Consider the following 14,091-nt stretch of genomic DNA (forward strand, 5'->3'; position numbering starts at 1 on the left):
CGTCACGCGCTGACGGGAAAGAGGCTCGTCAGCGGCAGGTGCGGCTTCACGATCGGCGACTTCAGCACGACGAAGCTGAAATACTTGTCGATGCCGATATCGAGGTCGATCAGCCGCTCCATGAGCGTCTGATATTCGATGATGCCGCTGGTGACGAACTTGACGAGATAGTCGTAGCCACCGGAGACGAGATGGCACTCGACCACCTGGTCGAGCTTGTCGACGGCCGCGAGAAAACGGGCGAAATCGATCTGGCGGTGGTTCTTCAGCGTCACCTCGGTGAAGACCGTCAGCGTCTGGCCGAGCTTGCCGATGTTGATGAGGGCCGAATAGCCGAGGATATAGCCTTCCTGCTGCAGCTTCTTGACCCGCGTCAGGCAGGGGCTCGGCGAAAGGTGCACGAGATCGGCCAGCTCGACATTGGTGATCCGGCCGTTCTTCTGCAGCTCGCAGAGGATTTTGACGTCAATCTGATCGAGCTTCATCGCAACCTCGTCGGGCTGGGCGCTTCGCCGTCGAGGCGCCGTCTTGCTCTCGCGAGCCGGGTGCAGGCGACAGCCTGCACCCACCATACAGCAGATAGTGCCGTAGAAAAATCGAGAAGCTTGCCGGCATTAACGGAATAATATCGCAGATGGCTGGGGTACCCGCGAAAGGAAATGCCGCGTCGGATCGATCTACGGTGCCCGCGCCTTCTGCGGGGGCGCTAGGGTCTTTGCGTCCAGGGAGACCCACGATGCCGGCGCCACTTTTCGAGATCGAGACCAGCCCGACCCTGCCCGAGCGGGCCGATGTCGTCGTGATCGGCGGCGGCATCGTGGGCGTCTCGACCGGCTATTATCTCGCGCGCCGCGGCCTCAAGGTCGCCTTGCTGGAAAAGGGCCGGATCGGCGCCGAGCAGTCGAGCCGCAACTGGGGCTGGTGCCGCCAGCAGAACCGCGACGCCCGCGAGTTGCCGATGGCAACGCACAGCCTCGCGCTCTGGGACCGCCTCGCCACCGAGATCGGCGAGGACCTCGGCTTCCGCCGCTGCGGCCTGCTCTATCTCAGCAACGACGAGGCCCAGCTCTCCGTCTGGGCCAAGTGGCGCGATTTCGCCGCGAGCGAAGGGGTCGTCACGCACATGCTCTCAAGCGAGGAGGCCTCCGCCCGCGGCAGCGCGACCGGGCGGCGCTGGAAGGGCGGCGTCTTTTCCCCGAGCGACGGCACAGCCAACCCCGCACGGGCCGCTCCGGTAATCGCCCGCGGCATCATGGCTGCCGGCGGCACGGTGCATCAGTTCTGCGCGGCGCGCGGCATCGAGACGGCCGGCGGTCGCGTCGCTGCCGTCGTGACGGAGAAGGGCACGATCCGCACCGCGACCGTGGTCCATGCGGGCGGGGCTTGGGCCTCCTCCTTCCTCAACCAGCGCGGCATCCGCTTTCCCCAGTCTTCCGTACGCGCGTCGATCCTCTCCGTCGCCCCCGGCGCAGCGGGTCTGCCCGATGCGCTCCATACGACCGAGGTCTCGGTCACGCGCCGCGCGGACGGCGGCCATACGCTGGCGATCAGCGGCGGCGCCCGCGTCGATCCGACCCCACAGCAGCTGCGTTTCGCCCGCCAGTTCGTGCCCATGTTCCTCAGGCGCTGGCGCAGCCTCGCCCCGGGCGGGCTCCAAGGCTGGCGGGCCGGGCACGAGACGCTCGCACGCTGGCGGCTCGACGCGCCAACGCCGATGGAGGCGACGCGGATCCTGGATCCCACCCCCGATCCGCGCCAGATCGCCGAGACCCACGCCCGGGCGCGGCGCCTGCTGCCGGCCCTCGAGGCGGTCCCCGTCGCGGCGCGCTGGGCGGGCTATATCGACAGTACGCCGGACGGCGTGCCGGCCATCGGCGAGCTCGCAGCCCTGCCGGGCTTCATCCTCGCCGCTGGTTTCAGCGGCCATGGCTTCGGTGTCGGCCCCGGCGCGGGCCACATGATCGCGGACCTCATCACGGGCACGAAACCCATCGTCAATCCGGCGCCCTACCGGCCGGAACGGCTCGAAGGCTCCGCCTTCGGCAAGGTCGCGGAGTTCTAGGGACCGGTCATCCTCAGGCGGCGCGGCTCTGTCGAGGGGTGACGCCCTCCTTCAGCGAGCCCTCGACGACGACATAGGGCGCGCCGGATGCGGTCCGTTCCATGCGTGCGGCAATGCCGTAGACCTCGGCGAGGAGCGCCGGCGTGATCACTTCGGCTACCGAGCCGAGCGCGGCGAGGCGGCCGCCTGCGAGCACCATGACGCGATCCGCCACCTGCAGCGCCTGGTTGAGATCGTGCAGGGAGATGAGCACGCACAGGCCCCGCTCGCTGGCGAGTCGGCGCACGAGCGACAGCACCTCGAACTGGCGGTGAAGGTCGAGCGCGCTCGTCGGCTCGTCGAACAGCACGATCTCCGGCTCGCGCGCCAGCGTCTGGGCGATGGAGACGAGCTGGCGCTGGCCGCCGCTCAGTTCGCCGAGGGAACGGAAGGCGAGATCCTCGATGGCGAGCGCCCGCAGCACGGCGTCGATGGCGGCGAGTTCGTCGTCGCTGACGCGCCAGGAGCCGCCCTGCTTCTTGGCGAGGAGGACAGATTCATGGACGGTGAGCACCGCGTTCACGGCCGTGTCCTGCGGCAGGTAGCACGGGGCCCGGCCGGTGGGGCTGCCGACGCGGACTTCGCCCGGGCCGCGCGTCAGGCCGGCGATGCGGCGGAAGAGGCTCGACTTGCCGGCGGCGTTGGGGCCGATCACCGCCACCACCTCCCCGCCCCGCAGCGGAGGCGTGGTGATGCCGGAGAGGATCTCCCGCCGGCCGTAGCGGACGCCGACGCCGACGAGTTCAAGACTCACCATGACCGCCTCCGAGTCGAGAGAATGAGGCTGAAGAAGAACGGCACGCCGATCAGTGCCGTAACGATGCTGATGGGGAAGACGAGGCCCGGGATGAGCGACTTGCTCACCACCGAGGCAGCCGAGAGGATGGCCGCCCCGGCGAGCGCCGAGGCCGGCAGGAAGAAGCGCTGGTCCTCGCCGATGATCATGCGGGCGATGTGCGGCCCGACGAGGCCGATGAAGCCGATGGTGCCGACGAAGGCGACGGGGACGGCGGCGAGCAGGCTGACGAGCAGCATGGTCTCGAGCCTGAGCCGGCGCACGTCGATGCCGAAGCTCGCCGCCTTGTCGTCCCCGAGCCGGAGCGTCGTCAGCGCCCAGGCGCGGCGGACGAAGACGGGCAGGCACAGCGCCAGCACGGCCGTGGTGATGGCGAGCTTGTGCCAGGTGGCCTTGGTCAGGCTGCCCATGGTCCAGAACACGACGGCGCCGAGCGCCTGTTCTGAGGCGAAGAACTCGAGGAGTGCCAGGAGGGCGTTGAAGGTGAAGACGAGCGCGATGCCGAGGAGGACGATGGTCTCGGTGGTCACGCCGCGCCGCTGGCTGAGCACGTGGATGATGAGCGCCGCGGCCATGGCGGCGAGAAAGGCGTTCACCGCCACCACATAATTGATGGCTAAAGGCACGATGGCGATGCCGAAGACGAGGGCGAGCGCGGCGCCGAAGCTCGCCGCCGCCGAGATGCCGAGCGTGAAGGGGCTCGCCAGCGGGTTGTTGAGGATGGTCTGCATCTGCGCTCCGGCGATCGCGAGCGCTGCACCGACGACGACGGCCATGAGCGCGACCGGCAGGCGGATGTCCCAGATGACGACGCGCACCGCCACGGGCGCCGCATCCGGCGTGAACAGTGCCGCGAGCACCTCGCCCGCGCCGTAGCGCGCGGGGCCCAGCATCATGTCGGCGACGAGGCTCGTGAGCAGCAGGACCGCCAGCGCGAGCAGGATGAGCTGCTTGCGGAGGGTGCGAGCGCGGTAGGCGAACCGCGCTCCCTCCGGCTGCTCGGCGGCGATCGTGTCGCCGGTCACCGTCACTGCACCTTCTCCAGCGACACCCAGTAGCCCGGCTTGTACGGCAGGGGCAGAAAGCGCTCATGCAGGGTCTTCAGGGTCGCGTCGGCATCGACGTCCTTGAACAGATCCGGATGCAGCCAACCGGCGATCGCCTGGATGGCCACGAACTGGTAGGGGCTGTTGTAGAACTGATGCCAGATGGCGTGGACGCGGCCGTTGCCGACGGCGGCGGTGTGGGCGAAGGCCGGACGCTGGGTGAGGTTCGCGAGCTTGCGGCGCGCCTCGGCGAGGTCCGTGCCCGGTCCGAGGCCCACCCAGGCGCCGCCCGGCACATAGGCATCCCAGTTGCCGCCGGTGACGATGACGACATCCGGATTGGCGGCGACGATCTGCTCGGGATTGACGACGCCGAAGGTGCCCGGGATGAGGTCGGCGGCGAGATTGCGGCCGCCGGCGATCTCCACCATCTTGCCGAAGTTCTCACGGCCGAAGGACATGCAGCAGTCGTCGGAATAGCCGCCCGCGCGCTCGATCATGACGAGCGGCTGGTCGACTTTCGCGCCCTTCAGCCGGTCGGTGATACGAGCGATCTCGGCGGCGCGGAAGGCAATGAACTCCTCCGCCTTCTCCTCCTCGCCGAAGAGCTTGCCGATGAGGCGCATGGATGGCTCGGTGTTCTCGAAGGGCCGCTCGCGGAAATCGACATAGACGACCGGAATGCCGACGGCGGCGAGCTTCTCGATCAGCTTGGCCTCGTCGCTCGCGACCTTCGATTCGATGTTCATGAAGAGCACGTCGGGCTTCAGGGCAATCGCCTGCTCGACGTCGAACGAGCCCTCCTTCATGCCGCCGAAGGTCGGCAGCTTCGCGATGTCCGGATAACGCGCGAGATAGGCCTTGTAATTGTCCGGGTCGGCCTTCGGCAGGTCGTCGCGCCAGCCGACGATGCGCTTGAAGGGATCGTCCTTGTCGAGCGTGGCGACGAAATAGATCTGGCGCCCCTCGCCCAGGATGATGCGCTCGACCGGTGCCTTGACCTCAACCTCGCGGCCGAGCACGTCCGTCACCTTGACGGTCTCGGCCCGAGCCACCAGGGGAGCCACGAGAGACACCGCCAGTGTGACCGCCACCGCCATCTTGCGAAGAAACTGCATTTTCGCCTTCCACCATACCGGGCTAGTTGGTGCAGGCACGTAGAGAATGTATTCGGACGGGTCAATCGCTATCTTTTTTAACTGATACAATGTTCATTACATGAATTAGAAAAATTTTAAAGAACCAGAAAGAAGAATTAGCGCACTGTCCCTCACGAAAGCGCTTGTTCACGCTTCCGTATCGGCCTAATACTGCGCGCCCGCACACGACCCGCAAAAACCAGGCGTGAGGACAGGAAGGCGCCATGACCCAACCCGCTCCCTTGTCGAACTTCTCGCTCAAGGAGGAGATCCGCGCCTATTGGTCGGACCGGGCGCCGACGTTCGACGGCGACGTGCAGCATCGCATCGCCGCCGGCCCTCCGTTCGACGCCTGGGCACGGGAGATTCGCGAGAGGCTCGGCACGGCGCCGTTGCACGTCCTAGAGCTGGCCAGCGGCACGGGCGAAGTGACGCGCGTCCTGACCGGGCTCGGCCACGAGGTGAGGGGGCTCGACTTCTCGCCCGCCATGCTGGAGCTGGCGCGGGACAAGCACCGCGACAATCCGCGGGCGCGCTTTGTCCTCGCCGATGCCGAGAACACGATGGAGCCGGACGAACATTACGACGCCGTGGTGTGCCGCCATCTCGTGTGGACGCTGACGGACCCCGCCGCCGCCCTTGCCGACTGGCACCGCGTCCTCAGGCCGGGCGGCCATCTCATCATCTTCGATGGCAACTGGGTGCGGCAAGGCCTCGTCGGGCGGCTGGCGGCGTGGCTCATCGCCCGGCTGCAGCAGGCTCCGGCCGTGCCGGGCGGACGGGACGCGACGAGCCGCGCCCGGCACGCGGCGATCATGCAGCAACTGCCCTTCGGCGACGGCCTGACCTTTGAAGCCCTCGCCGGGCTCGTCTCCGCCGCCGGCTTCACGGACATCCGCCGCGGCAGCCATGCGCGCATCGGTGCGGCGCAGCGCCGGGGCGCGGCCTTCGCCGACAAGCTGCGCACCCTCACCTACAGGCGTTTCATCCTCCACGCGCGCCGCGGCTGACGCTAGCGCTCCCCGATCTCGAGCAGGAAGCTCTCGAGAACCTTCCGGCTCTGGGCCAGCTTCTCCGTCTTCAGGTCGGCGAGGCGGATCTGTTCCTTGAGAACGTCCCCCAATTCATCGCAAGGCTCGAAGACCGGGCCCTCTCCGCGCACGCACGGCAGAAACTGCCGGATGGTCGCCAGCGTCATGCCCGCCGAGCCGAGCAGCCTGATCCGCTCGACCGTGCGCACTTCGGCCGGGTCGTAGTCCCGATAGCCGCCCGTGGTGCGCTGCGGCTTCAGCAGCCCCTCGGCCTCGTAATAGCGCAGCATGCGGACGCTCACGCCGGTGCGCCGGGACAATTCGCCGATCCTCATATCACGCCTTGACTCTGACAGCACTGTCAGACCCTAAGGCCGTTGCTCGTCGATGTGAACACCACGAGGAGCAAGACCATGTCTTCTGACGCCAGCCTTTACGGGGCCTGGATCGACGGCCACGCGGCCACCCCCGATGAGCTGATACCCCTGGCCTTCGCTGGGTTTGCCCATTTCACGGCGATGCAGGTGCGCGGCCGCAGGGTCAAAGGACTGGATCTGCATCTGGCGCGCCTGCGCGAAGCATCCATGGCGCTTTTCGGAAGGGCGCTGCCCGACGAGCAAGTCGCGTCCCGGATCGCGGCGGCAATCGCGGCGGGCCCCGAAGACCTGTCCCTGACGGCCACGGTCTTTTCGCGCAAGGGCGAGTTCACGGCGGACAGCATGGATGCCGAGCCGGTGGTTCTCGTGCGGACGGCGGCACCATCCAGCGGCCCAAAGGGGCCGCTCCGGTTGGCTGCGGTCGACTACGAGCGGCCGCTCGCCGCCATCAAGCATGTCGGCGAGGTGGGCAAGACCCACTACTTGCACCAGGCCATACGCCAGGGGTTCGACGACGCCGCCTTTCGCGACCGGCACGGGCGGCTGAGCGAGGCGACCATCTGGAACCTCGCCTTCTGGGATGGCGACGCCGTCATTTGGCCGAAGGCCGCGATGTTGACCGGCACGACGATGGGCATCGTGCAGCGGCAGCTCGAGCGCCTGGGGATCCCCCAGCGCCGGGAGGAGATCACCCTGGAGAAGCTCCAATCCTTATCCGGCGCGGCCGCGATGAACTCGTGGACGCCGGGCATCGCAGTGACCGCGATCGGTTCGAACGTCCTGCCCGAGGCAAGGCCGTTCATCGCCCTGCTGCATGACGCCTACGAAGCCGAGCCGGCCAGGGAAACGAGCTGATCGTCCTTGAGGGCGACGCCGCTGAGGCGCCGCCGCAGCATCTCGCCGGCGAGCCAGACGATCTTGTCGGCCGCGGCGGCGTAGGAGAGCCCGCCGTTGCGATGGATATTGGAGATGCAGTTGCGCTCGGCGTCGCGCGTGCCGCGCTTCGGCGCATAGGTGAGATAGGCGCCGACGCTGTCCGGCACCGTCAGACCGGGTCGCTCCCCGATGATCACGACGACCGCCCGGGCGCCAAGCGCCTCGGCGATCTCGTCGCCGAGGGCGACGCGGCCCTCTTCGGCGACGACGAGCGGAGCGAGCCCGAGGTGGCGCGGCAGGCGCGCCAGGATGGCGGCGACGAGCGCCGGCGCGTGGGCAGTGATGCCCGTGGCGGAGAGGCCGTCCACCACGACGAGGGCAAGGTCGTGGTCGCCCTTGGGCAGCGACGGCAGGCAGGCAGGATCGAGCCGGCGGCCGAGGTCGGGGCGCCTCAAATAGGTCGGCCGGTCCGGCGCGAGGCTGCGCACGCGGATCGCCGGCGGATCGGCCAGCGCCGCCGCGAGCGCGGCAGCGTCGAGCCGGGCGTGGACGGCGTCGCGCGCCAGGGCATGGGCGGCCTGGAAGGCGAGCACCGCGCGCGTCGGCTGGGCATCGCCCACCTGGCCGAGGCCGATGCGGGCCGGGGTCGCGGCTCTCAGCCGCGCCCAGGGATCGGGCGGCTGCGGATCGGGCCCGTGCCGGACGGGAGGCTGCTCAGCCATCGGTGCCACCCGCAAGGGCGAGGAAGCGCTGCGCCGGCAAGGCGTCCTGATCGAGCGCGCGCAAGCGCCCGTCGGGGCGGGCAAGGCCCGTCCCCGCGAGCCAGGCCTCGAATTCCGGCGCGGGGCGCAGGCCGAGAGTGGAGCGCAGGTAGAGGATATCGTGGAAGGAGAGCGACTGGTAGTTGAGCATCACGTCGTCCGCCCCCGGCACCGCGATGAGGAAGTTGACCCCGGCAATGGCAAGCAGCGTCGCCAGCGTGTCCATGTCGTCCTGGTCGGCCTCGGCATGGTTGGTATAGCAGACGTCGACGCCCATCGGCAGGCCGAGCAGCTTGCCGCAGAAGTGGTCCTCGAGCCCGGCGCGGATGATCTGCTTGCCGTCGTAGAGATATTCCGGCCCGATGAAGCCGACGACGGTGTTGACGAGCAGCGGACGGAAGGCGCGGGCGACGGCATAGGCGCGCGCCTCCAGCGTCTGCTGGTCGACGCCGTGGTGGGCATCGGCCGACAGCGCCGAGCCCTGCCCCGTCTCGAAATACATGACATTGTTGCCGAGCGTGCCGCGCTTCAGCGATAGCGCGGCCTCGTGCGCCTCGCGCAGGATGGCGAGATCGACGCCGAAGCCGCGGTTGGCCGCCTCGGTGCCAGCAATGGATTGGAAGACGAGGTCGACCGGCCCGCCGCGCGCCATGATCTCGATGGTGTTCGTAACATGGGTGAGCACGCAGCTCTGGGTCGGGATGGCATGGCGCTGGCGCAGTTCGTCCAGCACCTCGAGCAGGGTGATGGCATTGCCGACACTGTCGGTGACCGGATTGACGCCGATGAGGGCATCGCCGCTGCCGAGGAGAAGCCCGTCGAGCGTGGCAGCGACAATGCCGGCAGGATCATCGCTCGGGTGGTTGGGCTGCAGGCGGCTGGCGAGCCGCCCCGGCAGGCCGAGCGTCGTGCGGAAGGCGACCTCGACGCGGCACTTGCGGGCAACGGCGATCAGGTCCTGGTTGCGCATCAGCTTCGACACCGCCGCCACCATCTCCGGCGTCAGCCCGGGCGCCAGCGCCGTCAAGACCGGCGTCGTCGCCGCGTCAGACAGCAGCCAGTCGCGAAAGTCCCCGACCGTCATGTGGGCCACGGGCGCGAAGGCCGCGGCATCGTGGCCGTCGATGATGAGGCGCGTGACCTCGTCGTTCTCGTAGGGCACCACGACCGCGTCGAGGAAATGGGCGAGCGGCACATCGGCAAGTGCCTGCTGCGCGGCAGCGCGATGCGCGGCATTCGTCGCCGCGATGCCGGCCAGCTCGTCGCCGGAGCGCGGCGGAGAGGCGGCGGCGAGCAGCCCGGCAAGCCCGGCGAAGACGTAGCGGGTGCCGCCGAGATCGGCGGTGAACGCAGCCATGCGATCCACTCCCTCGCGAGACGATCGAGGTACACGACGACCGGGGCAATGCTAGCACGCCGCCGTTTTCGCGCGAGGCCCACCTTGCTCCGGAACAGCCTGCGACGGCATCGGCCATCAGGAGGATGCACAGGGCTTCCTGCCCCCGGAACAATCTCGGCTCTCGAACGCTTTGGGCGAAACAAGGGAGTGGATGCCATGGGTGATGACAGTATCAGCACCATCCGCGGGACCTTCGCCCCACGGGAGGCCGCCCGTGCCGAAAACTCAGACCTCGACGCCGCACTGCGCGGCAGCATCGCGATATCGGCCGACGTCAGCCGCAGCCAGACCGCACGGGCCGAGCAGGTTTTTCGCGAGGCCGGCGCGACCGATGTCGAGACAGGTTGAGGGCCGTCCCATGTCAGAGCTCAGTCCCTTCGAACTCGAAGGCCGCATCAACGGCCTGAAGGAAGTCCTCGCCATCGTCGTCGGGCATCTCGTGAGGAACGGCGCCGACGATCTGAAGGCCGCGTTGGAGGATCGCCTGACGATCATGGACCAGCAGGAGGATCCCGGCGCCGTCATGCAGCCGAGCTTCGCGGCCGAGGCCGCCGCGGCGCGGGAGATCCAGTCGCTCATCGAGCACGCCTTGGGCCGCACGGAAGGGCTGCGTGATGGACGACGTCACCCAACTGGCTAATGAGCCATCGAGCGAAGGATAGTTCCGGAATGAAAACGACCGGAGCGGATGAGAGGCCGCCTGACACGAAGGCGGTCGCCATCATCGTCGAGGCGGTGGCAAGAAAGGCGGCCCGGAACCCGTCCAAGCTGCGGACAGGGCGAGCGGATCGCCATCGCAGGCCGGACCAAGGCCGACATCGGTCATGGTCTCCCTAATTGCAAGGGCCGGCGGGCCGCAAGGGTCCGTGGACGCCCGGCAAGCGCGCCCGCCGCGCGCTGACGCGGCGGGCAGCCGTTCAAAGTTTAGTTTTCTCCACGGCGCCGATGGGTAGGATGCGACCGCATGGAGGAAGTCGTCCAAGAGCTGTCTGGGCTTTTCGAAGAGACACCTGTCCTGATCGCCGTCTATGACGGCTTCGATCGTCTGCGCTACGCAAACAAGGCCTTTCGCGCCGCCTATTTCATCGAGCCGGGCGAGATGCCGCTGTGGGCCGACCTGATGCGGCGCAACCATCAGGCCAGCCGGGGCACGGTCATCCACGCGGCCGATTTCGAGGAGTGGCTGCGTTCCACGCAGTCGCGCCGCGGCAAGATGGGCTTCCGCGCCTTCGAGACTGACCTGCTCGACGGCCGCTGGCTGTGGATGACGGAGACGATGCAGGCCGACGGCTGGATGCTGTGCATCGCCAGCGACATCACCGGCTTGCGGGCCAGGAGCCGCGCGGTCCGCCAGGACCGGGACCTCGCCATCAAGGCCTCCTACACCGACGAACTGACCGGAGTGGCCAATCGCCGCTTCGTGATGGGGCGGATCGAGGACATGCTGCAGCGCGGCGCTGCGGTGCGCGGCTGCCTCGCCGTCCTCGACATCGACGGCTTCAAGGCCATCAACGACCGGTTCGGACACCAGACGGGCGACCAGATCCTGCGCGACTTCACGATCAAGGTGCACGGCCTCGTTCAACGCACCCATTGCTTCGGCAGGGTCGGCGGCGAGGAATTCGTCCTCGTCATGCCGGGCACCTCCCTCGAGGAAGCGGCCCTGATCGTGGAGAAGATGCTCGTCATCGTCCGCAAATCGCGTCCGCTCACCGAGCGGCCCGACTTCAGCTATACATTCTCGGCGGGAATAGCTGCCTGCCGGGAGGGGGACATCGCCCTCAGCCTCTATTCGCGCGCAGACAAGGCGCTCTATTGCGCCAAGATGGCCGGCCGCAATCGTATCCAGCTCGACGGCTCCGACTCCGACCAGTCGGCCGCCAGCGGATAGAAAGCGCCCCCCCCCGCTCCCGCGCCAGGGGCGCCGGCCGACTATGCCTCCGCTCAATCCTGCAGGTATTTCCACTTCACCATCCGCTCCCGAAGGTCGATCACGCGGCCGTCGACGGTGAAAGTGCCGTCGCCCCGGTGGTGGAGCGTTCGCTTTTCCCTGCGGTCCGCGTCAATCCAGATGCGCACCGCCTCCAGGATGAAGAGGTTGTAGCGGTCCACCAGGCTCGTATCCGCCACCCGACATTCGATATTGGCGAGGCAGTCGGCAACGAGTGGCACGGCGACATCGCGCGCGGGGACTGAGGTGAGGCCGAAGGTCTCGAATTTGTCGGTCGTCTCGCCGGAGCAATTACCGATGGCGACAACTTTCGCCGCAAGATCGACCGTCGGAATGGCGATGACGCATTCGCCGCTGTCGCGCAAGGCGCCGAAGCTGTAGTCCCACGGGCCGATGATGCAGCCTATCAGCGGCGGCATGTGCTGCATCACCATGTGGAAGCCCACCGTCATGACGTTCGGCTTTCCATCGCGGACGGTGGCGACGAGGACCACCGGGCCAGCCTCGAGCAGACGGTACGCCCTGGAGGCGGGCATCTCCTGCATGGTCTCATCTCCTCGGCAGGATCTTGATCCATCGTACTGTGCCGCTCTGGCGGTGTCATCGCGGCAATCACGGCAGCATGCCGCCCGACACCCGATGCAGCGCGTCTCGCCATCTCCCCTGGTGGAACGCCCGGCCCGGCAAAACGATCCCTGCCGGACGCTATGCGCCGCGACCTCGACCGGCGGGCGCGGAAGAGGTAGAGACGCAGCATGGCCACCGTCCTGCGCACACCCCAATCGTTCCGCGAACGCGTCGGTGCCCTGCACCATCTGCCGGCCTTCATCCGCCTCGTCTGGGCTGCGAGCCCGGCGCTGACCTCGGCGAGCATCGCCCTGCGCCTCGCGCGCGCCGTCGTGCCGGTGCTGATGCTCTATATCGGCAAGCTCATCATCGATGCCGTCGTCGCCGAGGCGCGCGTACCCCATCCCGACTGGTCGCTCGGCGACTGGATCGAGAGCGGCCGGCTCGCGCATGTCGGCACGCTCGTGGCGCTGGAGCTTTGCCTCGCGATCGTGGCGGATGTCTCCGGCCGCCTCAGCTCGCTCGTCGACAGCCTCCTCGCCGAGACCTACAGCAATTTCGCCAGCATCCGCCTGATGGAGAAAGCGGCCTCGCTCGACCTCGAGCAGTTCGAGAGCAGCGAGCAGCAGGACCGGCTCGACCGCGCCCGGCGCCAGGTCACAGGTCGCACCAGCCTGCTCGGCCTCGTCTTCGGCCAGATTCAGGACATCCTCGGCGCCGTCACGCTGATGATCGCGCTCGCCGCCTACTGGCCCTCGCTGATCCTGCTGATGCTCGTCGCGCTGCTACCGTCGCTGCTCGGCGAACTGAAGTTCAACGCGCTCGGCTACCGCCTCGACTATTTCCGCACGCCCGAGCGGCGACAGCTCGACTACGTGCGCTATCTCGGCTCCAGCATCGAGACCGCCAAGGAGGTCAAGCTCTTCGGTCTTCAGCGCTTCCTCATCGAGCGTTTCCGCCGCTTCGCCGAGACCATGTACCGCGACAACAGGCGCCTCGCCACCCGCCGGGCCTTCTGGGGCGGTCTGTTCGCCGCCTTCGGCACCCTCGCCTATTACGTCGCCTATGCTGCCGTCATCTGGCGCACCATGGCGGGCGACTTCAGCGTCGGCGACATGACGTTCCTCGTCGGCTCCTTCCTGCGCCTCAAGGGCCTGCTCGATGGGCTGCTGCTCGGCTTCTCGCAGGTGGCGGGCCAGGCGCTCTATCTCGAGGACCTGTTCTCCTTCTTCGAGATCGCACCGCGCGTCGTCTCGCCACCCGATCCGGTGCCCGTCCGGCAGTCGATCCGCTCCGGCTTCGTCTTCGAGAACGTCGGCTTCCGCTACGAGGGCGCGCAGCAATGGGCCATCCGGCATCTCGACCTCGAGATTCCGGCCGGGGAAGTGCTGGCCCTCGTCGGAGCCAACGGCGCGGGCAAGACGACGCTCGTCAAGCTCCTCGCGCGGCTCTACGATCCGACGGAGGGCCGCATCCTGCTCGACGGCCGCGACCTGCGCGACTACGACCTCGACATGCTGCGCAGCCGCGTCGGCGTCGTCTTCCAGGATTTCGTGCGCTTCCACTTCACGGCAGCGGAGAACATCGCCATCGGCGACATCGGCGCGGCGGGCGACCGCGAGCGGATCGCCGAGGCGGCGGACCGCAGCCTCGCCGGCGCGATCATCGCCCGGCTGCCGCTCGGCTTCGAGCAGCCGCTCGGCCGGCGTTTCGGCGGCGGCATCGACCTCTCGGGCGGGGAATGGCAGAAGATCGCCATCGCGCGCGCCTATATGCGTGACGCCGAGGTGCTCATCCTCGACGAGCCGACCTCGGCGCTCGACGCCCATGCCGAATACGAGGTGTTCCAGCGCTTCCGCGACCTCAGCGCGGGCAAGACGACGCTGCTCATCTCGCACCGCTTCTCCACCGTGCGCATGGCCGACCGCATCATCGTCCTCGAGGGCGGCCGCATCCTGGAGGCCGGCACGCATCAGGCGCTCGTCGCCCGCGGCGGTCGCTATGCGCAGATGTTCGAGTTGCAGGCCGCCGGCTATCGCTGACGACC

At 68.1% G+C, this 14,091-nt stretch carries 15 protein-coding genes; 7 read left to right on the forward strand and 8 right to left on the reverse strand.

Features of this window, described 5'->3' with window-relative positions:
* Positions 1-2 precede the first annotated feature (2 nt).
* On the reverse strand, positions 3-485 hold the full coding sequence (locus P2T65_RS04125) for an Lrp/AsnC family transcriptional regulator (RefSeq protein WP_019402962.1): 483 nt from the start codon (positions 483-485) through the stop codon (positions 3-5).
* 251 nt (positions 486-736) lie between these two features.
* Here P2T65_RS04125 and P2T65_RS04130 point away from each other — a divergent pair, with 251 nt between their 5' ends.
* Complete coding sequence (locus P2T65_RS04130; protein WP_055458852.1) at positions 737-2,062, forward strand: FAD-binding oxidoreductase; 1,326 nt, start codon at positions 737-739, stop codon at positions 2,060-2,062.
* Positions 2,063-2,075: 13 nt separating this feature from the next.
* Here P2T65_RS04130 and P2T65_RS04135 read toward each other — a convergent pair whose 3' ends face one another.
* From P2T65_RS04135 to P2T65_RS04145, 3 genes are read right to left on the reverse strand one after another with little or no spacing between them, the layout of a single operon-like run.
* On the reverse strand, positions 2,076-2,858 hold the full coding sequence (locus P2T65_RS04135; protein WP_276199261.1) for an ABC transporter ATP-binding protein: 783 nt from the start codon (positions 2,856-2,858) through the stop codon (positions 2,076-2,078).
* Positions 2,852-3,928, reverse strand: a complete 1,077-nt coding sequence (locus tag P2T65_RS04140; RefSeq protein WP_210165981.1) for an iron ABC transporter permease — start codon at positions 3,926-3,928, stop codon at positions 2,852-2,854. Before P2T65_RS04140 ends, P2T65_RS04135 begins: the two co-directional genes overlap by 7 nt.
* On the reverse strand, positions 3,925-5,043 hold the full coding sequence (locus tag P2T65_RS04145; RefSeq protein ID WP_276199397.1) for an ABC transporter substrate-binding protein: 1,119 nt from the start codon (positions 5,041-5,043) through the stop codon (positions 3,925-3,927). Before P2T65_RS04145 ends, P2T65_RS04140 begins: the two co-directional genes overlap by 4 nt.
* A gap of 263 nt (positions 5,044-5,306) precedes the next feature.
* Between P2T65_RS04145 and P2T65_RS04150 the strand changes: the two genes are divergently transcribed.
* A complete protein-coding gene (locus P2T65_RS04150; protein ID WP_071924576.1) occupies positions 5,307-6,092 on the forward strand; it encodes a class I SAM-dependent methyltransferase in 786 nt (261 codons plus the stop codon).
* A 2-nt stretch (positions 6,093-6,094) separates the two neighbouring features.
* Here P2T65_RS04150 and P2T65_RS04155 read toward each other — a convergent pair whose 3' ends face one another.
* Positions 6,095-6,448, reverse strand: a complete 354-nt coding sequence (locus tag P2T65_RS04155) for a MerR family transcriptional regulator (protein ID WP_276199262.1) — start codon at positions 6,446-6,448, stop codon at positions 6,095-6,097.
* Positions 6,449-6,526: 78 nt separating this feature from the next.
* Here P2T65_RS04155 and P2T65_RS04160 point away from each other — a divergent pair, with 78 nt between their 5' ends.
* Complete coding sequence (locus tag P2T65_RS04160) at positions 6,527-7,345, forward strand: aminotransferase class IV family protein (protein WP_276199263.1); 819 nt, start codon at positions 6,527-6,529, stop codon at positions 7,343-7,345.
* On the opposite strand, the gene eutC is transcribed toward P2T65_RS04160, so the two are convergent.
* Complete coding sequence (eutC, locus tag P2T65_RS04165; protein ID WP_055458982.1) at positions 7,312-8,088, reverse strand: ethanolamine ammonia-lyase subunit EutC; 777 nt, start codon at positions 8,086-8,088, stop codon at positions 7,312-7,314. The two genes, P2T65_RS04160 and eutC, sit on opposite strands and share 34 nt — an antisense overlap.
* Complete coding sequence (locus tag P2T65_RS04170) at positions 8,081-9,484, reverse strand: ethanolamine ammonia-lyase subunit EutB (RefSeq protein WP_276199264.1); 1,404 nt, start codon at positions 9,482-9,484, stop codon at positions 8,081-8,083. The genes eutC and P2T65_RS04170 overlap by 8 nt, the downstream gene beginning before the upstream one ends.
* A 198-nt stretch (positions 9,485-9,682) precedes the next feature.
* Here P2T65_RS04170 and P2T65_RS04175 point away from each other — a divergent pair, with 198 nt between their 5' ends.
* The 3 genes from P2T65_RS04175 to P2T65_RS04185 all read left to right on the forward strand — a co-directional run bounded on the left by P2T65_RS04175 (position 9,683) and on the right by P2T65_RS04185 (position 11,417).
* Positions 9,683-9,874 (forward strand): hypothetical protein, encoded by a 192-nt coding sequence (locus P2T65_RS04175; protein WP_055458845.1) that lies wholly within the window; start codon positions 9,683-9,685, stop codon positions 9,872-9,874.
* A 10-nt stretch (positions 9,875-9,884) separates the two neighbouring features.
* Positions 9,885-10,166 (forward strand): hypothetical protein, encoded by a 282-nt coding sequence (locus P2T65_RS04180; protein WP_055458844.1) that lies wholly within the window; start codon positions 9,885-9,887, stop codon positions 10,164-10,166.
* 324 nt (positions 10,167-10,490) lie between these two features.
* Positions 10,491-11,417, forward strand: coding sequence for a GGDEF domain-containing protein (locus P2T65_RS04185; protein ID WP_055458843.1), 927 nt, complete (start codon positions 10,491-10,493; stop codon positions 11,415-11,417).
* A gap of 53 nt (positions 11,418-11,470) precedes the next feature.
* Here the strand turns inward: P2T65_RS04185 and P2T65_RS04190 are convergent, their stop codons facing one another.
* Positions 11,471-12,022, reverse strand: a complete 552-nt coding sequence (locus P2T65_RS04190; RefSeq protein WP_055458842.1) for a flavin reductase family protein — start codon at positions 12,020-12,022, stop codon at positions 11,471-11,473.
* A gap of 210 nt (positions 12,023-12,232) precedes the next feature.
* Between P2T65_RS04190 and P2T65_RS04195 the strand changes: the two genes are divergently transcribed.
* Entirely contained in the window at positions 12,233-14,086 is a 1,854-nt protein-coding gene (locus P2T65_RS04195; RefSeq protein WP_276199265.1) for an ABC transporter ATP-binding protein, read from the forward strand.
* Positions 14,087-14,091: the final 5 nt, after the last annotated feature.

Source organism: Chelatococcus sp. XZ-Ab1 (genome assembly GCF_029309855.1).
GTDB classification, from domain to species: domain Bacteria; phylum Pseudomonadota; class Alphaproteobacteria; order Rhizobiales; family Beijerinckiaceae; genus Chelatococcus_A; species Chelatococcus_A sambhunathii.